The sequence below is a fragment of the Streptomyces sp. NPDC050535 genome, from assembly GCF_044457665.1.
Taxonomy (GTDB): Bacteria; Actinomycetota; Actinomycetes; order Streptomycetales; family Streptomycetaceae; genus Streptomyces.
On record NZ_JBITHE010000038.1, the window covers coordinates 26,180 to 47,201 of the forward strand.

Here is a 21,022-nt window from a genome sequence, read left to right on the forward strand (position 1 = left end):
GCCACTCGCGGGACGCCCGGCACCACCATTGATGTCCACCCCTCAGCCGGCCGGATTCCCGGTGTGCGTGAGCGTCTCCCAGGACACGAACAGATCGTCCGTGCCGGCCGGCCGCGTCTGCTCGGCCAGCCGGTGGGCGGCCGGGACGTGCACGTCGAGCCGGTCCTCCAGGTGGTTGAGCGCGACCTCCAGGTCGGGCCCCATGTTCCGGTCGACCCGCCCGCCGCACAGCCACCCCGGCGCCGTCTCCCCCAGCTGGTACCTGGAGTGGAAGTCGAGCGCGGCCTTCAGCCGGTCCTTGACGTCGCGGTAGAGGTCGACGCCCTGGTGCCAGGCGGTCTCGGCGATGTGCGCGGTGGCGGCGAGCGAGTACCCGACGTGCTTGAAGTTGCGGCAGGTCTCCTGCGAGACCCCGTCCGTGTACCGCCGCTGCCCGAACCAGTACGTGGTCAGCTTCTGCGGGGTGTCGACGGTGCTGCCGGCGGGCGTCAGCGGCACCTTCCCGTCCTTGGCGAGGTAGAAGTACGCGGGCACCCGCTGCCGGAACCGCTCGACGGCGTCGTCGAACGCCTTGTGGTCGTCGAGGAACACGGCGATGCCGATGGCGGCGTCGGTCATGACGAGGTCCCAGTTCCCGTTGTAGTCCGGGACCTTCTCGCTGACCACGGGGAGGTAGGCGGTCCGCAGCATGCCCTGGAACCGCGTCATGCTCGCCGCCGGCCAGTCGGCTCCGGTGTGCCGCACGATCTCCCCGGCCCGCGCCCACGTCGACCCGGCCCACGCGGTCTGCAGGCCGGCGTTCCCCGCCGTGTGCTTCTTCACCTTCGCCGACCAGGCGTCCATGATCTGCACGGCCTTGTCGGCGTGCTCCCGCTTGCCCGTGATGCTCCACAGCAACGCCTGCGTGTACGCCGCGATCGCGTCCTCGCGCTCCTCGACGCAGCCGTGCCCGGCCCGGTCGCCGGGCGGACAGTCGACGGTGGCGTACGGCTTCGCCTCGTACCTGTACGACCCGTACTTGCTGTCCCGCATGTCCAGGAACGCCTGGAGCCAAGGCTGTTTCCCGGCCTCCACGTGTTCGCGTACGGCGGTCAGCTGGTCCTTGCTGACGAGCACGCCGGGGTGCGCGAACGCCGCGTTCCCGGATCGCGCCCGCGCCGTCCGCGGCTGCGACGACGACATCCCGCACGACGCCACCAGCCCGACCAGCACCGGCGCCAACAGCACCGCCGTCACACGCCGCCCCACTGCACCCATCGCTGCTCCTGCCTCCGAGTCGGCTCACGAGCAGCCTGACGGCTGGCGGGAGCGGGCGCAGATTCTCTTAGGCCGCACGTGAGATTCAGCCCGTCCGGCGCTTGAGGACGGGCGACGAGCGCGAAGCGCGAAAGGGGGTCTGGGGGCGCAGCCCTCAGGAACGGGACGGGAAGGGGCGGAGGGGGCGAACCCCTCGGGGCCCGCACCGACTCCCCACGCGAGCTACCCCAGCAGATGCCGGTTGGGCGCCATCGCCCGCTCCTCGTACTCCGGGAGTACGAGGACATCGGCGCCCGCGGCCACCAGCATCCCGTTCCCGTCGGCCCCCGCCACGAACGTGTCCGGCTCCCGCCACGCGGTGACCACCCTGCGCACCCCGGCGTCGAGGATGAGCCGGGCGCACGGGGCGGGCCGGGACGCCCGCCGGGCACACGGCTCGAGGCTGCTGTAGACCGTGGCGGACCCGAGCCGCGGGTCGGCGGGGTCGACCTTGGCGAGCGCCGCCTCCTCGGCGTGCACCAGGGGATCGCCGCCCTCCCGGGAGTAGCCGCGCGCCAGCTCGGTCCCGTCCTCGGCCACCACGACCGCCCCCACGCTGAACGCGGTCTCCGACGCCGGGCACAGCGCCGCCAGCTCGCAGGCGGCCTCCAGCCAGCGCCGGTCCGCGGCGGCGGCGAGCCGGCCGGAGCCGGGCGCGGTGGGGACGTACCGCATGAGGACGACGTCTCCGACGGCCCGCGTCTCCACCAGCCGCAGCCGCCCCGGCGGATACGGTCCCGGCCCGAAGAGCCGGGGCGCGTCCGTCTCGCCGACGAAGAGCGGTGCGACGGCGAGCTGGATCTCGTCCGCGAGGCCCTCCCGCGACAACTGCGTGTGCACCCGGCCGCCGCCCTCGACCATGAGGCGCCGCACACCCCGTACGTCATGAAGGTGTTCGAGGACGGCCCGCCAGTCCAGCTCGGGGCCGACCGGGACGACGTCCGCGGCCAGGCCGAGGCCGCGCAGGCGCTCGGCGCCCTTGTCCGTCGTGTAGACGGCCTTCTCGCCGCCGGTGTGCCAGAACCGTGCGGCGGGATCGAGGTCGCCGGACCCGCTGACCGTCACCTTCAGCGGGTACTCCGGGCGTCCCGCCGCGACCCTGGCGGCGCGCCGCTCGGGGGAGTTGACCAGCAGGCGGGGGTTGTCCGTGCGGAGGGTGCCGGCGCCGACCAGGATCGCGTCGCTGGACGCCCGTACCTCGTCGACGCGGTCGAAGTCGGCCGCGCCGGAGAGGAGCAGACGTTCGGGGCCGGTGTCGTCGAGGAAGCCGTCTAGGGAGACGGCGGCGGACAGCAGGACGTAGGGGTGGGGCATGGGGTGCCGCCTCCAGCTCCGAGCTCTCGGCTCTCAGTGGTTCAATTTTTAAACAATACCTAGACTGGGGGCATGACGACCCGCTGGCTCTCCCCCGCCCAACAGCGCGCCTGGCGCGCGTACGTCTCCGCGTCCTCACTCCTGGAGGACGCGATCGACCGGCAGCTCCAGGCGCGGGCGGGAATGCCCCACCTTTACTACTCCATCCTCGCCATGCTCTCCGAAGCGCCGGACCGGCGGCTGCGGATGACCGAGCTCGCCGAGAGCCTGAAGATCACCCGGAGCCGCCTGACGTACGCCGTGACGCGGCTGGAGAAGGACGGCACGGTACGCCGGGAGGGCTGTCCCACCGACAGGCGCGGGCACGTCGCCGTCCTCACGGACGAGGGCATGGCCGTACTGGAGCGGACAGCGCCTGGGCATGTGGAGACGGTACGGAGCGCGCTCTTCGACCAGTTGACCGCCGAGGAGGTCGGGCAGTTGGAGGCGATCTGCCGGAAGGTCACGCAGGCGATCGAGGGCGAGAATCCCAGGGCTTCGGGGGAAGATCTGCCGTGGCGGCGGCGTTCATCCACACCATGAGGCGCGAGACGCCTGGGACGTAGGGCCATGCAACCCATTGCTTGAACATTAAAGCACCATGTACTGTGCGTCTCCGAGGATGTGTTTCAAATCTTAAGCAGTACGCGGATGCACGAACCCGCTGGACCCGACCGGAGAGACAACATGCGCGACTTCCCCACCGCCACGGTGCGCACCCGCGTCGCCGTGCCCCTGCGCTTCGGCGACGGCTACTCGGTCGACGCGGAGCTGGTCACCTTCCACGGACTCGCCGACGGCCTGGAACACCTGGCCGTGGTCCTGGGCGACCCCGGGGCGAACCCGCTGGTGCGGCTGCACTCCGAGTGCCTGACCGGAGACGTCTTCGGCTCGGCCCGCTGCGACTGCGGCCCACAGCTGCGCGAGGCGGTGGAACGGATCGCGGACCGGGGCGGCGTCCTGCTCTACCTCCGCCAGGAGGGCCGCGGGATCGGCCTCTACAACAAGCTCGACGCGTACGCCCTCCAGGACCAGGGCCTCGACACCTACGCCGCGAACGCCGCGCTCGGGCTGCCCGAGGACGGTCGCGACTACACGGCCGCCGCGCAGATGCTCCAGGCCCTCGGCATCGACTCCCTGGACCTGCTCTCCAACAACCCCGACAAGGCCGACCAGCTCCGCGACCTCGGCGTCACCGTCTCCCACCGCGTCCCGACAGGCGTCTTCACCACGGCCCACAACGTCCGCTACCTGCGCGCCAAGGTCCTCCAGACCCACCACACGCTGCCCCTGACGGAACTCACGGCGGGCTGACGCACCCGCCCGCTCCGGGCCCGGTCGGTTCGGCGGCGAATATTTCCGCGCCCAAGTGCATCTGTCCGGGGCCTGCTTCGAGAAGCGTTGTCAGAACGCGGCGGACCGTTGTCCGCGCGATACCGGACTCACCCGGGATCGCGAGGACGCGAGAACGACAGAGCCCTCTCGGCCGACGGCAGGCTTCGAGGGCGTGGGCGACCGACTGGAGTCGACATGGCAGACGACGGGCGGCCCGTGGGGGCCACGGATATCCGACAGGCCTTCGACCTGACCCCGCTCGTCGACCAGCCATGACCTGGCAGCCGATACCGCCGCACGTCGACCACCTGACGCACGCCCAGTACTCCGGCTGGAGCTGCTGCTGGTGCGCCACCCCGCTGCTCCGCGGCGCGAGATCGGCCGGGCGGGCGCCCGGCATGAACGGCGCACACGATCTGAGCATCGAGGTGTACGAGTGCGGACCGCGCTGCCCGGAACGTCCCCGGCGTCCTTCGCAGAGCGGAGAGATCCCGTGAGCGGGGTCACCCTGCCCCGTCCGAGCGGCCCCGGCCCCGGAAACGACAGCGGACCCCAGGTCGGATTGCCTCTGACCTGGGGTCCGTTCGGTAGACCCTGTGGGACTCGAACCCACAACCAATGGATTAAAAGTCCACTGCTCTGCCAATTGAGCTAAGGGTCCACGCATCGGGGTACGGCGATCCCGTTGAGGATGCTGTGGCGATGCATCCCCGAGCATAGCCGGACGTGGCCGGGTCTCCGATCGGGTATCGGGGACCCGGCCACGTCACACGCGCACAAGGTTACGGATCGACCGGTTCGGGAGCGCCCTTGCGGGCGGCTTCGCGGGCCAGGGTGCGTTCGTGGTCGGGGTTGAGGAACCAGTGGCGGGCCGAGGCCAGCCACCAGGTCGCGGCGAAGCCGAGGACCACGAGGACCGCGATCGGGGCGTAGTTGAAGGTCTCCCAGGTGACCGGGGAGACCTGCGGGAGCATGAAGAGGACCGTGATGACCGCCACCCAGGCCACGGAGACGATGCCGATCGGGCGGGACCAGCGGCCCAGGTGCCAGGGCCCGCGTTCGAAGGCCTCGCCCTTGCGAATCCGCAGCAGGGTCGGGATGACGTACGCGATGTAGAGGCCGATGACGGCGATGGAGGTCACCGCCGCGTACGCCGTGACGTTGATCAGGTACGGGAGACCGAGGACCAGCGCCGACAGCGCGGCCAGCCAGACCGCCGCCACCGGCGTCCGCGTGCGCGGGTTCACCGTGTGCCAGACGTTCGAGAAGGGCAGCGCGCCGTCGCGCGAGAAGGCGTAGATCATGCGGGAGTTGGCCGTGACCGACGCCATACCGCAGAACAGCTGCGCGCCGATCACCACGAGCAGCAGCAGTTTGCCGGTGGTCGCGCCCAGCGCGTCGAGCAGGATCTGGGCCGGCGGCACCCCGGTCGGCGACCCGAGGGCACCGTCGTAGGACTGGATCGCGAAGGTGAAGCCGAGGAGGAGGACCAGGCCCGCTATCCACGAGGTCCAGATCGAGCGGACGATGCCCTTGGGGCCCGCCGTCGACGCGTCGTGCGTCTCCTCCGTCATGTGGGCGGAGGCGTCGTACCCGGTGAAGGTGTACTGCGCCATCAGCAGGCCGAGGGCGACGACGTACACGCCGCTGCCCCAGCCCGTGTTGTTCACGAACTCCGTGAACACGAAGGAGGCGGACTGGTGTTCGTCCGGTACGAAGGTCAGCGCGCCGACGATGACCGCCACGCCCACCACGTGCCACCACACGCTGACGCTGTTGAGCAGGCCGACGATGCGGACGCCGAAGGTGTTCAACAGCCCGTGCAGGACCAGGATCCCGGCGAACAGCAGCACGGTGCGGCCCGGTGTGACCTCGAAGTCGAACTGGAGGTTCAGGTAGGCGCCCAGGAAGGACGCCGCGCCGAAGTCGATGCCGGCGGTCACCGCGACCTGGCCCAGGACGTTGAACCAGCCCGTGAACCAGGCCCAGGCGGCGGCCGTACGGGGCGGGGCCAGCCGGTGGGCCCAGAAGTAGAGGCCCGCGGAGGTCGGATACGCCGAACAGATCTCGGCCATCGCGAGGCCGACGAACAGCGTCATCAGACCGACGGCGACCCAGCCCCAGGTGATCACGGCGGGGCCGCCGGTGTTCATGCCGAACAGGTACAGCGTCAGGCAGCCCGACAGGACCGAGATGATCGTGAAGGAGACCGCGTAGTTGGAGAACGCCGACATGCGGCGGGCGAGAACCTGCGTGTAGCCGAGCTGGGCGAGCCGTTCCTCGTCGGAGAGGTTTCCTTCCGGCAGCCCACTGGCTCTCGCATCAGGCGTGGAGTTTGTCATGCCCCCAGCGATTCCCTTGCCGGGGGCCCGACATGCGTCACACCATGGCCGAAAACCGCGCCTAGAAGATTCCCTTGTACCTCTGCCAGCCGGTCCCGATCTTCACGCGCGTCCCGAACGACCCCGTGCCGGTGCCGTTCTGGCGGTACAGATTGCCCGCCGTGTCGCGTGCGACCAGGTCGGCCCTGCCGTCTCCGGTGATGTCCCCCGGGCCGACGACCACGTCGTAGTTGATCCCCCAGGTCACCGACAGCTTCACGCGGGAGGTGAAGGTGCCCTTGCCCGTGCCGTAGTAGCGGTACAGCGCGTTGGTCCTGTCCTGCGCGATCAGATCGCCGATACCGTCGCCGTTCAGGTCACCGGCGCCCACGACCTTCTTGTACGTCTTCCAGTTGTCGTACAGCTTCACGCGCGTGGCGAACTTGCCGGTGCTGGTGCCCTTGTAGAGGTAGACGGCGCCGGTGGAGGTGTTGCGGGCGAGCAGGTCGGGGCGGCCGTCCTTGGTCATGTCACCGGGGGTGGTCAGGACGTCGTACTGGTTCCAGCCGGTGCCCAGTGACGTGTACGGCGTCGTCGACTGCAGAACCGAGTCGCAGTCCGGCTTGTACAGCCTGAGGGTGCCGTCGGTCAGCTGTACCAGGACGTCGTTGCAGTGGTCGCCGTTCAGATCTCCGACGGGCACCGCTTTACGCGCCGTGGGCCAGTAGGCGCCGATCGCCGAGATCTGGAACGTTCCGTTCCCCACACTTCGATGGAAGGTCAGCTCGCCGTAGCCATTGAGGGTGAGCAGGTCGCCCCTGCCGTCAGAACCTCCGGCGTAGTCGTGGTGCGCCGGGCTGCCGTGCAGCAGTCGGACCGCTCCCTGGAGCGAGAGCGGAGCGCCCTCTCCGTCCGCGGGCGTGATCGACAACGTCCAGTCGTACGGGCCACTGGGGAGAAGCTTCGTGCCGCCCACCCCGTACCAGCCGACCTTCAGGTCGCCGCGCGCCGCCCCGCCGGTCGTGGTGTCGACGACCTTCCCGGTCGCCTTGTCGCGAACGGTCAGCGTCCAGCTCGCTGCCGGTTTCGACAACAGCACCCGGGTGAGCGAGTACAGGGCCGGATCGGTCTGGCGCGATTCAAGATCCGTCGCGCGGTACACCGCGGCCAGCGGACGCAACGGCTGCTGTGCAACACCGGACGGCACCAGGTGCACCTGCTCCTTGGCATCCACGTAGGCCGCGTTCGCGCCGGACTCGTCCACCGTCCAGCGCACGTCCCGCTGGGAAACCCCGGTGTCCGGCAGGTCGCCGACGACCCGGCTCGCGGCTTTGCCGTCGACGACCGTCGTCAGCGTCAGCTTTCCGACCGTCCTGTCGTGTGTGACGACGTATCCGTCGCCGAGCTTCGCCTCGTCAGCGGGCACAGACACGGACTTCTTCGCCGTACGGTCGTACACGCCGGCCCTGTCGCCACAGTTCCAGTACAACCAACGGCCCAGCGCCTGGAGTTCGGTGGGGGCACAGCCGGCGTCGGTGACGAGGGTCTCGGTGGTCTTCTTCTGCGTCAGGTCGTAGGCGGTGACGGTGCCCGAGGTCGCGCCCGCGGTCCAGAGGACGTCTCCGGAGAGAGCGGCGGGGCCTGGGGTGCGGTTGACGACCGGGAGGAGGTTGTCGCCAATCTCGTAGACGGATTGCCGGTCGGACGTCGTGTGGATCAGATACTTGCCGGAGGCGTCGGTGATCCGTCCGCCGCCCGGGACCTCGCTCTCCCAGTTGTTGCCGGCCACGGCGACCCGGATCAGGTCGTGCCCGTCCGAGCCTCGCTGCAGCCACGCGGCCCGCCCGTCGGGCATGCCGAACACCTGGGAGCACCCGAGGTCGGTCACCGGGCAGGAACCCAGCCGTGTGGTGATCCCGTCGACCGTCGTGCGCGCTCCGTAATTCGGTGTCCCTGCCGCGGCGACGGTCCGAACGTAAGCGTCGCGGACGTCAGCGACACTCGCGTCGGCGACGACGAGCTTCCCCTGATCCAGCGCCAGCCCCTGGATCTTGTACGGCGGCTTCGGCAGCGCCTTGAGCATGGTGACCGTGGGGCTGCCGTCGGCGCCGGGGACGATGCGCTGGATGCCGTGGTCGTCCGCTCCGGTGCGTCCGACGACGACCGCGGTGCCGTCGGAGACGGCGGAGGCACCGGGGCCCGACGAGGTCAGCAGGGTCACCTCGGGACCACCGGCGATGGGCTTGGCCAATATCGCCGTACCGCCGCTGGGCCGGTGGATCAGCCAGTCGCCGACGACGGCGAGATCCTGGGCGGGATTCACCCCGCTGCCGTTCAGGGTGACCTCGACCGGGGTGGCGGACAGGTCGGAGCGCGGGAAGACCAGAACGGTCGCGTCGTTGAGGTTGAACAGCACCACGTGATCGGTGGTGACCTGAGCCTTGAGGTAGACCTTGGAACGCGGCGGGGTCATGCTCCGCACCTGGCCCGTCCTCCGGTCGACCATCACCGCCAGGTTCCGCCCGTCCTGGGCGGCCTGGAAGAGCAGCCCGGTGGCGTCACCGCCCAACGCCGCCCCGAGGTTCACCCCCGCGGGCAGCCCGGTGACCGGCACATCGCGGGTGGTTCCGTCGGTCTCCGGGAACAGCAGGTGCATCTCCCGCCAGGCGGTCCCGTTCTCGTCCTGTACGGAGCGCCAGCCGACCGCCAGGTCGCTGTACGTGGTGAGGCGCGACAGACCCGTGGGCACATCGATCGTGCGGGTGGTGCCGTCGACCACGTTCCACAGGTCGACACGGCCCCCGGTGTAGTAGTACGACAGAACGTCAGCGCCGGTCCCGCTCCGGACGGCCCCCGCCGGCGGCGTCACGGGTACGGATTTCCCGTCCGCGTACCGCGTCCAGACCGCCCCGGTGCCTTCCAGAGTGTGGAAGACACCCTGTGTCCCGGCGCCGTCGTGGCCGCTGTACGAAGACGGGGTCTGCAGCGATGCATAGGCGTAGCTCCCGCGGAGCGTCGCCGGCACCACCGTCTCCTGCGGAACGTCCGCGACGGGCACGTCCGCGAGCGCCGTCGAGGACGGCAGCAGCGGGGTCAGGCCGGCCGCCAGTACCGCGGAGGCGGCGAGCAGGCGCAGACGTACGAAGGAACGACGAGCCACGAAGACCCTCCCCGGGAATCGAGACGGGATACGCACCGCTTTTCGATGCCCCAGCCCCCCGGCCGTCACATCCGTCTCAGAAGTCGGTTGATCTTACAGGGAGTTCACAGCTGTCGGGAAAGTGCTTTCGAGTGGCACGCGGGTGGCGCGGGCATGAAAAACGCCGTGGCCCCCACCGGATCGGTGGGGGCCACGGCGGCGTTCGGTCCTCGCGGACGTTACGTCAGGCGTCAGGCGTCAGGCGCGGACGTCAGCCGTTGCGCTTCCAGCGGGGCTTGTCGTCGCGGCGGCCGAAGGAACCCGTGGCGGTGCCGGTGCCGGTGCCGCCTCGGTGGTCGTCGCGGCGGCCGGTCGGGCGGTCGTGGCCGCCGGCGCGGAAGCCGCCGGTGGGGCGGTCGCCCTGACGGTCACGGTTGAAGGGACGGTCGCTGCCACGGTGGGTGGACGGACGCTCGTCACGACGGTCACGGTTGAAGCCGGCCGAGCCGCCCGAGGGACGCTCGTCACGGTTGAAGCCGCCCGAACCGCCCGAGGGACGCTCGTCACGGCGGAAGCCGCCGGAGTTGCCCGAGGGACGCTCGTCACGACGCTCGAAAGAACGGCCACCGCGGTCGTCACGACGGTCACGGTTGAAGCCACCCGAGTTGCCCGAGGGACGCTCGTCACGACGCTCGAAAGAACGGCCGCCACGGTCGTCACGACGGTCACGGTTGAAGCCACCGGAAGCACCCGAGCCACCCGACGGGCGGTCGTCACGACGGAAGCCGCCGGAGGGACGGTCGTCACGACGGTCTTCGCGACGGAAACCGCCCGAGTTGCCCGAAGGACGCTCGAAGGAACGGCCACCGCGGTCGCCCTGACGGTCACGGTTGAAGCCGCCCGAGCCGCCCGAGGGACGCTCGTCACGACGGTCACGGCGCTCGAAGTTGCCCCGGTCGTCACGGCGCGGACGCTCCTCGCGGACCGGCGCCGCGGCGACCGCCGCCTGCTCCACCGCGGCGGCCGCGGCCGCGGCCTCCACGACGAGAGCGGCCTCGGCCAGCGCGGCCTCGGGGTCGTCGCCACGCTCACGCGCGGCACGGGCGACCAGGCGGTCGGCCTCGCCACGCAGCTCGACGGCGCGACGCTGCGCGCGCTCCAGCTCCTTCGTGAGGTGCGAGACCTCACGCTCGGCCTGCTGCGCCGCGTTGCCCGCGGACTCGGCCTGGACCTCGGTCATCGACCGGGCGCCGGTGATCTCGGCGACCTCGGGCTCGAAGGCCGTACCGGAGTTGATGATGTGGCGCGAGGCGTCGACGCCCGCGTCCTCCATCAGCCGGAAGATCTGGCGGCGCTGGTGCGGCAGCGAGAGGGATACGACGGTGCCGCTGCGGCCCGCGCGGGCCGTACGGCCGGAGCGGTGCAGGTAGTCCTTGTGGTCACCGGCCGGGTCCACGTTCAGGACCAGGTCGATGCCGTCGACGTGGATACCGCGGGCGGCGACGTCGGTCGCGACGAGCGCGTTGACGTGGCCCTTCTTGAAGTCCTCGAGGACGCGGGTGCGCGCGCCCTGCGTCATGCCGCCGTGCAGCGCGTCGGCCTTCACGCCGGACTCGCAGAGCTGCTCGGCGATGCGGTCGGCGCCGAGCTGGGTGCGGACGAAGATGATCGTGCGGCCCTTGCGGGAGGCGATCGCGGAGGTGACCGGCGCCTTGTCCTTGGGCTTCACGATGAGGATGTGGTGCGTCATGGTCGTGACGTTGCCCTGGGCGCTGTCGACCTCGTGCGTGACCGGGTTGGTCAGGTAGCGCTTGACCAGCGTGGAGATCTCGTTCTCCATCGTGGCCGAGAACAGCATGCGCTGGCCGCCGCCGGGGATCTGGTCGAGCAGCTCGGTGACCTCGGGCAGGAAGCCCAGGTCGGACATCTGGTCGGCCTCGTCGAGGACGGCGACCTGGACGTTCTCCAGCGAGCAGGCGCCGCGGTTGATGAGGTCGCGCAGCCGGCCCGGGGTGGCGACGAGGACGTCGACACCGCGCTCCAGGGCGTACATCTGGTTGCTCATGGACGTACCGCCGCAGACGACCTTCATCTTCATGCCGAGTACGTCGCCGTACGGCTGGAGCGCGTCCGCGACCTGCATCGCGAGCTCACGCGTCGGCGTGAGGATGATGCCGCGGGGCTTCTTCTTGTCGGTGTGGCCGCCGGACAGCGCCGCCAGCAGCGGCAGACCGAACGCGAGGGTCTTGCCGGAGCCGGTGCGGCCGCGGCCGAGGATGTCCTTGCCGGCCAGGGCGTCCGGGATGGTCGCGGCCTGGATCGGGAAGGGGGCGGTCACGCCGTTCTGCGCGAGCTTGCGGACGATTCCGTCGGGGAGGCCGAGGGAGCCGAAGGTGATCTCCGGGGTCTCGGACGCCTCGGACTTCTCGGACGCTTCGGGAGCGGACACAACCGCATCAGGAGCGGAGACGACCGCTTCGGGAGCGGACTCGACGGTCGGCTCAACGGTCGTCCCGACCGTCTCGACGATCTGGGGGCTCTCGGTGCCGACGGTCTCGACGGTGTCGTTCTCGTTGTTCTCGGGCACGACGACGTGATCAGTACTGGAAACAGACATGCGAAATGCAAACCTTCCGGAGTTCTACGGCACGCGCCCAAACTCCGTGAAGTCGCAATCGACCGCCTCTATGCGGTCCGGCCACGGCAAGGGAGAGTACGCGCCACGCGGCGCTCTCTTCATCGGCGCCAGGCAATTGGTATCAAACGATCTACTACCATACGCACCGCTGCCCCCTGAAGGCAAACCGCCCTCATAAGCGCAGGTCAGGGGTGTGTGCGGGCTACTCGGGACGGGCTACACCGGCGCCCCCGCCCGCGGCGCCGGCTCCCGGTTCATGAGCTGCGTGGCCTGCTCGTGAGCCGAGGACGACGGCTCCGCCGTACTCGGCTCGACCACCGGCGGCGTCGACACCGTGGAAGCCGGCGGCTCGGGCGTCGGCTCCTCCGTCGTACGGGTGGCACTCGGCTCGCCCTTGGTCGGCGCCGCGGGGTCCACCGGCCGGCCCTGGCCGCCCTTCGCCGTGGGCTTCGTGGAGGGCTTCGCGCCCGCGGACGACGAAGCGGACGGAGACGCGGACCCGGACACCGACTCACCGGGCTTCGGCGAACCGCCGCCCCCCTTGGCCCCCTTCGCCCCGTGGAACCCGGTGCCGCCTCCACTGTCGGCGGTCCCGCCGTCGGGGGCCTCGCCGCCGCGCTGCCCCGCCGAATGCGAGGGCGCGGACCGGCCCCCGTCGTCACCCACGCTCATACAGCCGGCTGCCGCGGCGACGGCCAGGGCGGTGGCGGCCAGACGGACAGGTACGTACAAGGCGCGCACGGGCAGCCACCTCCGAGGGCGGTTGGGGAGTCCCCCTGCCCAACTCCCGCCGCCCGCAAGAAGACACGCGCGCCGGGGGTGCGAACCGCGATAACCGGACGAACGTCACCCGTACCCGCCGGCCCATGATCGTCCGGGCGGCGTCGGGACGGTGGAATTCACGCACCGCGAGCGGAGACGCGGTCGTCAAGCGCCGACGACGGGTACCACCTGGAGGGAATGGGGGTCGCACCATGGCTCCCGGCGGCGACCGGGGCCGTGGAACCTCCCGCCGTACACGTCCGGAGCCTCCGGATGTCTCCGCCACGAGCACACCGTCCCTGACAATGGCCTTGTGCTGGAGATGACGCGCGAAGACTTCGAAGAGCTCGTGAGCCAGGCCCTCGACCAGATCCCGCCCGAGCTGACGCGGGTCATGGACAACGTCGCCGTGTTCGTCGAGGACGAGCCCCCGGCCGACGACCCGGAGCTGCTGGGCCTCTACGAGGGCACCCCGCTCACGGACCGGGGCGAGTGGTACGCGGGCGTACTCCCCGACCGCATCTCGATCTACATGGGCCCCACCCTGCGGATGTGCGAGACCCCGGACGAGGTCGTGCACGAGGTCGCCGTGACCGTCATCCACGAGATCGCCCACCATTTCGGCATCGACGACGAACGACTGCACGAACTGGGCTGGGGCTGAGTCCGGGACCGCACAGGGGTCGGTCCCGGGCCGCACGGGGGTCGGTCCCGGGCCGCACGGGGGTCGGTCCCGGGCCGCACGGGGGTCGGTCCCGGGCCGCACGGGGGTCGGGCCGGGGCCGCACGGGGGTCGGCACCGGCCCGGACGAACGGCATCGGCGTGCGGGTACAAGCGCCGATGCCGGGCCGCGGGTGTCCCGACGTGACAGTCGGGACACCCCGGCATACCCGTCCCCACACTTGGGCATACGCGACCAATGGCCCGCGTCCCCGCTGCCGTCTCCACCGCCCTGCACCGCATACGTCACCTACGCCACATACGACTCACCCGATCCGCACCACCCGCGCCATGCGCATCATCCGCATCGCGCGTCCGCGCACTCGTCGTCCTGGCCCGCCGTTACCGCGCCCGCCGCCCCCACCCGGTGACCGAACTCGTCCCGCAGCCACACCCGTACGCCCGGATCCTGAGCCTGATGACCGTCGTGCTGCTCGGCGCCTGGCTGGGGCTGCTGATCGTCGGGAACGTGCGCGTGCCGGTCGGGCCGATGGACACCACCATGACCCTGCGGCCCTCCCTCACCGGCGGCACGAAGATCAACGTCGCCCCGCTCGGCGCCCTGGAACTGAGCAGTCACCAGGCGCCGCTACGCCTGGACGTGGACGTGGACCGGCTCGACCCGGAGCGCTCGCAGGCGCTGGTCGACCACCCCGAGCGGATTTCCGGGCTCCAGGACGAGGTCGCGCGGGATGTGGAGCACGGCACGCTCGACCTGGCCGTACGGTCCTGCGTGGCCGTCGTGTCCGGGGCCACCGCGCTCGGCCTCGCGGTCTACCGCCGGCCGCGCCGTGCCCTCGCGGCGGGCGGCCTGGCCCTCACCCTCCTCGCGGCCTCCGGCGGGACGGCCTTCGCCACCTGGAACCCCAACTCGGTCCTGGAGCCCAAGTTCTCCGGACTCCTCTCCTCCGCGCCCTCCCTCGTCGGCAACGCCCGCAACATCGTCAGCGAATTCGACGTCTACCAGAAGGAGTTGGCGCGCCTGGTGACGAACGTGACGAAGCTGTACGACGTCACGTCCACGCTCCCAGGCTATGAGCCGGACCCGACCACGATCCGGGTCCTGCACGTCTCCGACATCCACCTCAACCCGGCGAGCTGGAAGATCATCGCGTCGCTGGTGGAGCAGTACGACATCAACGTGATCGTCGACTCCGGCGACACGATGGATCACGGCACGGCGGCCGAGAACGGCTTCCTGGACCCGATCGCGGACCTGGGAGCGCCGTACGTCTGGGTCCGGGGCAACCACGACTCCCTCATCACCCAGAGCTACCTCGAGAAGATCAAGAACGTGCGCGTCCTGGACAAGGGCCGGGCCGTCACGGTCGCCGGCCTGCGTTTCGCCGGCATCGGCGACCCGCAGTTCACTCCTGACCGCACCGTCGTCCAGGGCGGTGCCAAGGCCCAGGAGCTGGCCGGCGCGCGGCTCGCGTCGGCGCTGCGGGACCAGCGGACGGCGGGCACACCCGTCGATATCGCCGTCGCCCACGAACCGGACGCGGCCCGCGAGACCGACAGCGAGGTGCCGCTGGTACTGGCGGGCCATCTGCACCACCAGGAGATGGAGGTCATGAAGGGCGGAACGCGGCTGCGTATCGAAGGCTCGACGGGCGGCAGCGGGCTGCGCGCCCTGGAGGGCCGGTACCCCGACCCCATCGAGGCCTCCGTCCTCTACCTCGACCGGGACACCCGCCGACTCCAGGCCTGGGACGAGATCAGACTGGGCGGCCTGGGCCTGACAACGGCCGAGGTCAGCCGCCACCTCCCCGAGGAGAACAAACCCGGCGGCGCGCTCCGGTCACCCACGCCGTCCTCCGGCCCGCCCTCGACGTCGCCCGGGAGCCCGTCCACGAACCCGTCCGCGCAGCCGTCCGAGAGCGCCCCCTAAACCGTTTTGGCGATACCTCCCGCCATCCCATATGCTTCTCAAGTCCCCGACGCGCCGTGAGGCGCCCAGGCGGGCCGATAGCCCTCATCGTCTAGCGGCCTAGGACGCCGCCCTTTCAAGGCGGTAGCACGGGTTCGAATCCCGTTGGGGGCACAGTTCTTACAGTCCCCCTGACCTGCGGAAACGCTGGTCAGGGGGACTTTTTGCGTCTAGAGCGGCGGAGCCAGGACTGTCCTGGCTCCACTCCGTGGTGCGAGCGTGTCACTGGAACTGTGCGAAGAACCTCCAGATCTCTGCTTTGGTCCAGGTGGCGACGCCGCTTTCGTCGGGGGAGCCGTCGACCGGACCGGGTATGTGGCCTCCGTCGAACGCGGCCCATTGGACCGGGTATCCGGCACGGCAGCCCGAGTAGGCGGTGGTGATGTGCGTCCGGCTGCCCGGCGCCGGCTCGCGCGGGCTCTGGGGGGTGCAGCCGTTGTTGCTGACGAATCTGTCGCGCAGGGACCGTCCTTGCGCGATGTCGAGGACGGAGTCGCTGATGCCGTGGATTCCGAAGTAGGCGATGGGCTGTGCGCCGCCGTTGCACCCGCTGATCTGAGCGCCGGAAATGACCGCGACGGCCCGGAAGACGTTCGCCCGGCTGCACGCGAGTGCGTAGCTCATACCGCCGCCCCAGCTGAATCCCGTGGCGAAACGCTGTGCCGGGTTGACACAGAGGCCGCCCTCGATTCGCCGGATCATGTCGTCGACGAAGGTGATGTCCTCACCGCCCGAGTCGGCCCAGCCGTTGCCGAGGCCCTGGGGGGCGACGAGGATCGCGCCGTTGTTCGACTGTTCCTGTTGGCCGTAGTAGGACCAGGCGTTCCCGCTCGTACCGCCCGAGGCGACGTCGCCGGCGGTTCCGCCCCGCCAGTGGAACGCGAGGATCAGCCGGTAGGGGCGGCTGTTGTCGTAGTTGGCGGGAACCCTGAGGATGAAGCTGCGGCTCTTGCCGCCGCTCTGGATCGTGTGCGTACCGCTCGCCAGAGTTGGGGCGCTGCCGCATCCTCCGCCGCCACCGGACGACAGCTTGACCATCTGCCATTGCTGGTTGGCGCCGCCCCAGTCGGTGTACTGGACGACGTTGCCGCCGTCGGCGGTCGAGGCGCCCTGCACCTCCACCGCCTTGCCGCTGCTGCGGTTGATCAGCCGGACGTGGCCCGCGTCCGAATCGGCCAGGCGGAACTGCTGGTTGGCCCCGTTGTGGTCGGCCCACTGCTGGATCGCGGCACCGTCCGCGGTCGAGGCGCCGGCCACGTCGAGGACCTTGTCCGAATGCCGGGCCTCGATGCGGTAGAAGCCGCCGCCGGAGTCCACGAACTGCCACTGCTGGTTCGTTCCGTCGTTGCGCGTCCACTGGCTGACCCGCGCGCCGTCGGCGGTGGACGCGCTGGAGACGTCCAGCGCCTTGCCGCTGTTGCGATTGACCAGGACGTACCAGGCATTGGTGTCCACCGTCGCCGCCTCGGCGGGCGCCGGGTCCACCGCGGCGAGCATGCCGATCGCGAGGGTCGTCGCCACCACAGCGGCGATCCGGGACCACCAGCGGTGTCTGCGTGGCGGGGCGAGGGAAGCCGCACCGTAGGTCTTCATCGATTCACCCTTCGTCGGTGGCAGGTGCCATCAGGTGCGGGTCCAGCGTTGGTTGCCGCCGTTCGAGCAGGAGTAGAGCTGGATCAGGGTGCCGTTGGCGGTGCCGCCGGCGACGGCGTCGAGGCAGAGGCCGGACTGGACGCCGACGACGGATCCGTCGGAGTTGAGGCGCCATTTCTGGTTGTCGGCGCCCCAGCAGCTGTAGATCTGGACTTTGGCGCCGTTGCCGGTGCCGGCGGCGTCCAGGCACTTGTTGCCGTAGACCCTGAGTTCGCCGGCGGCGGTGTACGTCCACTGCTGGTTGGTTCCGTTGTGGCAGTCCCACAGGTTGAGCTGGGTGCCGTCGGTGGTACTGGTGCCGGGCACGTCCAGGCAGCGGCCCGAGCCGACGCCCTTGATCGTTCCGGAATCCGAAGGGGGCGTGGAGGTGCCGCCGTTGAGTGCGTTGAGGACGGCGGTGTAGGCGGGCTTCTTGCTGCCGTCGCCGTTGAACAGCAGCGGCGTTTGCTCCGACCGCCAGGAGTCGGTGTCGCGCACACCCCAGACGGTGATGCCGAGGCAGCGCGGGACGGCCAGGCAGTCGTTGGTCACGTTGGCGTAGGTCGTGGACGGGGCGCCCTGGATGTCGAGTTCGGTGATGGCCACGTCGACGCCGAGGGCGGCGAAGCTCTGCAGGGTGGTGCGGAAGTTGCTGTTGTAGGGGCTGCCGCTGTTGAAGTGCGACTGGAAGCCGACGCAGTCGATCGGCACGCCGCGCTGCTTGAAGTCTCGGACCATGGCGTACATGGCCTGGGTCTTGGCCCAGGTCCAGTCCTCGACGTTGTAGTCGTTGTAGCAGAGCTTGGCGGCCGGGTCGGCGGCGCGCGCGGTGCGGAAGGCGACCTCGATCCAGTCGTTGCCGGTGCGTTGCAGGTTGGAGTCGCGCCGGGCTCCCGAACTGCCGTCGGCGAAGGCCTCGTTCACGACGTCCCACTGGGCGATCTTGCCCTTGTAGTGGGCCATCACGCCGTTGATGTGGTCGATCATCGCCTGGCGCAGCGTGCTGCCGCTGAGGCTCTGCATCCAGCTGGGCTGCTGGGAGTGCCAGGCCAGGGTGTGGCCGCGCACCTGCTTGCCGTTCTGCACCGCCCAGTTGTAGACGCGGTCACCGGCGGTGAAGTTGAACTGGCCCCGCTGCGGTTCGGTGGCGTCGATCTTCATCTCGTTCTCGGCCGTCACCGAGTTGAACTCACGGCCCGCGATCGTCGTGTACGCCGAGTCGCCCAGTCTGCCCGAGGCGATGGCGGTGCCGAAGTAGCGGCCGCTCTGCGCCGCCGCGGCGCCGAGCGTGTTCTCGGCGGCGTGTGCGGTCGGCGGCGCGACCAGTGCGGCGACCGTACCGAGGACGCCGACGACCAGCGCCAACAGCAGGCCGCGGATCTTCCGGCGGATAACGGGTCTGGGAAGGACGTACGAGCCCATGGCTGTGCCTCCAAGGTAGAAATCACGGAAGGACTGAAGCGCGGGGGAATGCGTCGTCCGCTCCCACCAGGCAGACGGACGGGACGGGCCGGAACCCGGGCGGAACGGAATCACCGGACACCGCGGTCCTGGGACCGGGACGATCTCAACACCGGCACGGAGGGAACCCGGTCGGCCGTCGGGTGACGTACGGCGGGCGGCGGCGGTGTCTCGGCACAGGCATGGCGTACTCCATCGCGGCTCAGCCGGGAGACCGCCACGCGGCGTCGCGCACCTCTCCGACTGCGCGAAGAGCCAGGATGCGCTGGTGCGGACCTCACCGGAACGAAACGGGGTGGCGCAGGTGCTCTGGTGCGCGGATCTGCTGTGCAGCACGGACTTGCCCAGGACCGACGTGATTCGATATCTCGAACTGTGGCCGGTTTCTCAGACAGGGATGATTGAGGAATTGACGATGGATCGTCAATACTCCCCGCAGAAAACTTTTCGGCTCCCCGCCCGAAACTTATCGGCCCGGCAAGCCGGAAGGCGCACACCCGCCGTCGCCGTCGGCGGGTGTCGCGGGGCCGGGTCCGGTACGAGTGCGCAAACGCCGCTCATTCGGCGTCTCTCCTGCGCGCGGGCGCCTTGGACTGGCGAGCTGCATCCGCGAACTCCGGGCTGCCTCCGGTCGGCGCGACAGCCGGTCGAGCCCGAAGGGGAAGCGCTGTTTGTGGACAGATCGGCGACAGGCCTTGACCCGAGGGCGCCCCATTCCTAGCTTGTGGCGTCGAAGCATCCGGGAATTCTTCGAAACATTCGAGATTGCCCTGTCCCCCCGCACGTCCGCTCCGCGGTTCATCGAGGTCACCTCACCCCCGCCCCCAAAGGAGACCCTCTGATGTGGTTACGCCACCCGTCCCCGGTCCGTATAAGACGCCTGCTCGCCGTACTCGCGCCCTTGCTGCTCGTGGCTACCTTCCTCGGCGCCCAGCCCGCCGGCGCGGCGACCGTTGACCCCAACGCCTCGTATGTGCTGGTCAACCGCAACAGCGGCAAGGCTCTGGATGTCTACAACATGGCGACCGACGACGGCGCCCGCATCACCCAGTGGACCAGGAACGACCAGAACCAGCAGCAGTGGCAGTTCGTCGATTCCGGGGGCGGCTACTACCGCATCAAGTCCCGCCACTCGGGCAAGGTGCTTGACGTCTACAACTGGTCCACAGCGAACGGCGGCTCGATCGTCCAGTGGGCCGACGCGAACGGCGCCAACCAGCAGTGGCGGCTGGCCGACAGCTCGGACGGCTACGTACGGTTCATCTCGCGCCACAGCAACAAGGCTCTCGAGGTACAAGGCGCCTCCACCGCCGACAACGCGAACACCGTCCAGTACGACGACTGGGGCGGCACCAACCAGCAGTGGCAGCTCGTCAAGGTCGGCGGCGACAACTCCGGCCCGTGCGAGCTTCCGTCGGCATACCGCTGGACATCAACGGGCGCGCTGGCGCAGCCCAAGCCGGGGTGGGCCTCGCTCAAGGACTTCACCGTCGTCCCCTACAACGGCAGGCAACTCGTCTACGCGACGACGCACGACACGGGGACGAGTTGGGGTTCGATGAACTTCGGCCTGTTCACCAATTGGCCGGAGATGGCCTCGGCCGGCCAGAACACGATGTCGGCTTCCACCGTCGCGCCCACGCTCTTCTACTTCGCGCCGAAGAACATCTGGGTGCTCGCCTACCAGTGGGGCGGGACCGCCTTCTCCTACCGGACGTCGAGCGACCCCAGCAACCCGAATGGCTGGTCGTCCCAGCAGGTGCTCTTCTCCGGAAGCATCTCCGACTCCGGAACAGGACCCATCGACCAGACGCTCATCGGTGACGGGACGAACATGTACCTGTTCTTCGCCGGTGACAACGGCAAGATCTACCGGGCCGGTATGCCGATCGGGAACTTCCCGGGCAGCTTCGGCACGACCTCGACAGTGGTCATGAGCGATACGACGAACAACCTGTTCGAAGCCCCGCAGGTCTACAAGCTTCAGGGCCAGAACCGCTACCTCATGATCGTCGAGGCGATCGGCTCGCAGGGCCGCTACTTCCGCTCGTTCACGGCCACCAGTCTGAACGGCTCATGGACACCCCAGGCCGCGACCGAGAGCAATCCCTTCGCCGGCAAGGCCAACAGTGGCGCCACCTGGACCAACGACATCAGCCATGGCGAACTGATCCGCACCGGCGCCGATCAGACCATGACCGTCGATCCCTGCAATCTGCAGTTGCTCTACCAGGGACGCAGCCCCAACTCCGGCGGTGACTACGGCCTCCTGCCCTACCGTCCGGGTCTGCTGACACTGCAGCGCTGACAGCGTGACACGAGTCCGGCTCCGGTATGGAGCCGGGCGTGGGGGGGGGGGGGGGGGGCCCGCCCCCCCCCGGGGCCCGCCCCCCCCCGGGGCGCCCGGCGGGGCCCCACCCCGAACCAACCCGGG

At 69.9% G+C, this 21,022-nt stretch carries 14 protein-coding genes and 2 tRNA genes; 7 read left to right on the plus strand and 9 right to left on the minus strand.

Annotated features, from left to right (window positions below; all coding sequences use genetic code 11):
• Window positions 1-42 precede the first annotated feature (42 nt).
• A complete protein-coding gene (locus tag ACIBLC_RS39740; RefSeq protein ID WP_399216369.1) occupies window positions 43-1,257 on the minus strand; it encodes an alginate lyase family protein in 1,215 nt (404 codons plus the stop codon).
• A 222-nt stretch (window positions 1,258-1,479) separates the two neighbouring features.
• Complete coding sequence (locus tag ACIBLC_RS39745; protein WP_399216370.1) at window positions 1,480-2,610, minus strand: dihydrofolate reductase family protein; 1,131 nt, start codon at window positions 2,608-2,610, stop codon at window positions 1,480-1,482.
• A gap of 72 nt (window positions 2,611-2,682) precedes the next feature.
• Between ACIBLC_RS39745 and ACIBLC_RS39750 the strand changes: the two genes are divergently transcribed.
• The 3 genes from ACIBLC_RS39750 to ACIBLC_RS39760 all read left to right on the plus strand — a co-directional run bounded on the left by ACIBLC_RS39750 (window position 2,683) and on the right by ACIBLC_RS39760 (window position 4,481).
• The gene (locus tag ACIBLC_RS39750) at window positions 2,683-3,192 is read left to right on the plus strand and encodes a MarR family winged helix-turn-helix transcriptional regulator (RefSeq protein ID WP_399216371.1); all 510 of its coding nucleotides are present in this window, start codon (window positions 2,683-2,685) and stop codon (window positions 3,190-3,192) included.
• Between the two features lie 144 nt (window positions 3,193-3,336).
• Window positions 3,337-3,963 carry a GTP cyclohydrolase II gene (ribA, locus tag ACIBLC_RS39755; protein ID WP_399216372.1) on the plus strand — a complete coding sequence of 209 codons (627 nt, stop codon included), beginning with the start codon at window positions 3,337-3,339 and terminating at the stop codon, window positions 3,961-3,963.
• Between the two features lie 293 nt (window positions 3,964-4,256).
• On the plus strand, window positions 4,257-4,481 hold the full coding sequence (locus tag ACIBLC_RS39760) for a hypothetical protein (RefSeq protein ID WP_399216373.1): 225 nt from the start codon (window positions 4,257-4,259) through the stop codon (window positions 4,479-4,481).
• Window positions 4,482-4,572: 91 nt separating this feature from the next.
• Here the strand turns inward: ACIBLC_RS39760 and ACIBLC_RS39765 are convergent.
• The 5 genes from ACIBLC_RS39765 to ACIBLC_RS39785 all read right to left on the minus strand — a co-directional run bounded on the left by ACIBLC_RS39765 (window position 4,573) and on the right by ACIBLC_RS39785 (window position 12,823).
• Window positions 4,573-4,645 (minus strand) — tRNA-Lys (locus ACIBLC_RS39765).
• A 121-nt stretch (window positions 4,646-4,766) separates the two neighbouring features.
• Window positions 4,767-6,326, minus strand: a complete 1,560-nt coding sequence (locus ACIBLC_RS39770) for an amino acid permease (protein WP_399216374.1) — start codon at window positions 6,324-6,326, stop codon at window positions 4,767-4,769.
• 61 nt (window positions 6,327-6,387) lie between these two features.
• Window positions 6,388-9,465, minus strand: a complete 3,078-nt coding sequence (locus tag ACIBLC_RS39775) for an FG-GAP repeat domain-containing protein (protein ID WP_399216375.1) — start codon at window positions 9,463-9,465, stop codon at window positions 6,388-6,390.
• A gap of 250 nt (window positions 9,466-9,715) precedes the next feature.
• A complete protein-coding gene (locus ACIBLC_RS39780) occupies window positions 9,716-12,061 on the minus strand; it encodes a DEAD/DEAH box helicase (RefSeq protein WP_399216376.1) in 2,346 nt (781 codons plus the stop codon).
• Window positions 12,062-12,298: 237 nt separating this feature from the next.
• A complete protein-coding gene (locus tag ACIBLC_RS39785; protein ID WP_399216377.1) occupies window positions 12,299-12,823 on the minus strand; it encodes a hypothetical protein in 525 nt (174 codons plus the stop codon).
• A gap of 334 nt (window positions 12,824-13,157) precedes the next feature.
• Here ACIBLC_RS39785 and ACIBLC_RS39790 point away from each other — a divergent pair, with 334 nt between their 5' ends.
• From ACIBLC_RS39790 to ACIBLC_RS39800, 3 genes are all read left to right on the plus strand, one after another.
• A complete protein-coding gene (locus ACIBLC_RS39790; protein ID WP_399216378.1) occupies window positions 13,158-13,508 on the plus strand; it encodes a metallopeptidase family protein in 351 nt (116 codons plus the stop codon).
• Window positions 13,509-13,764: 256 nt separating this feature from the next.
• Window positions 13,765-15,456, plus strand: coding sequence for a metallophosphoesterase (locus ACIBLC_RS39795; protein WP_399216379.1), 1,692 nt, complete (start codon window positions 13,765-13,767; stop codon window positions 15,454-15,456).
• An 80-nt stretch (window positions 15,457-15,536) separates the two neighbouring features.
• Window positions 15,537-15,609, plus strand: a tRNA-Glu gene (locus ACIBLC_RS39800).
• A gap of 108 nt (window positions 15,610-15,717) precedes the next feature.
• On the opposite strand, the gene ACIBLC_RS39805 is transcribed toward ACIBLC_RS39800, so the two are convergent.
• Complete coding sequence (locus tag ACIBLC_RS39805; RefSeq protein WP_399216383.1) at window positions 15,718-17,019, minus strand: RICIN domain-containing protein; 1,302 nt, start codon at window positions 17,017-17,019, stop codon at window positions 15,718-15,720.
• 99 nt (window positions 17,020-17,118) lie between these two features.
• Window positions 17,119-18,549: an endo-1,4-beta-xylanase gene (locus tag ACIBLC_RS39810; RefSeq protein ID WP_399216380.1), complete on the minus strand. Its 1,431-nt coding sequence runs from the start codon at window positions 18,547-18,549 to the stop codon at window positions 17,119-17,121.
• Between the two features lie 880 nt (window positions 18,550-19,429).
• On the opposite strand from ACIBLC_RS39810, the gene ACIBLC_RS39815 reads away from it, so the two are divergent.
• On the plus strand, window positions 19,430-20,896 hold the full coding sequence (locus tag ACIBLC_RS39815) for a non-reducing end alpha-L-arabinofuranosidase family hydrolase (RefSeq protein WP_399216381.1): 1,467 nt from the start codon (window positions 19,430-19,432) through the stop codon (window positions 20,894-20,896).
• The last annotated feature ends 126 nt before the right edge of the window (window positions 20,897-21,022 follow it).

Coding starts and splice junctions, on each gene's coding strand:
- ACIBLC_RS39740 (WP_399216369.1), bottom strand. CDS start 1,257: ATGGGTGCAGTGGGGCGGCGTGTGACGGCGGTGCTGTTGGCGCCGGTG.
- ACIBLC_RS39745 (WP_399216370.1), bottom strand. CDS start 2,610: ATGCCCCACCCCTACGTCCTGCTGTCCGCCGCCGTCTCCCTAGACGGC.
- ACIBLC_RS39750 (WP_399216371.1), top strand. CDS start 2,683: ATGACGACCCGCTGGCTCTCCCCCGCCCAACAGCGCGCCTGGCGCGCG.
- ribA (WP_399216372.1), top strand. CDS start 3,337: ATGCGCGACTTCCCCACCGCCACGGTGCGCACCCGCGTCGCCGTGCCC.
- ACIBLC_RS39760 (WP_399216373.1), top strand. CDS start 4,257: ATGACCTGGCAGCCGATACCGCCGCACGTCGACCACCTGACGCACGCC.
- ACIBLC_RS39770 (WP_399216374.1), bottom strand. CDS start 6,326: ATGACAAACTCCACGCCTGATGCGAGAGCCAGTGGGCTGCCGGAAGGA.
- ACIBLC_RS39780 (WP_399216376.1), bottom strand. CDS start 12,061: ATGTCTGTTTCCAGTACTGATCACGTCGTCGTGCCCGAGAACAACGAG.
- ACIBLC_RS39795 (WP_399216379.1), top strand. CDS start 13,765: ATGGCCCGCGTCCCCGCTGCCGTCTCCACCGCCCTGCACCGCATACGT.
- ACIBLC_RS39810 (WP_399216380.1), bottom strand. CDS start 18,549: ATGGGCTCGTACGTCCTTCCCAGACCCGTTATCCGCCGGAAGATCCGC.
- ACIBLC_RS39815 (WP_399216381.1), top strand. CDS start 19,430: ATGTGGTTACGCCACCCGTCCCCGGTCCGTATAAGACGCCTGCTCGCC.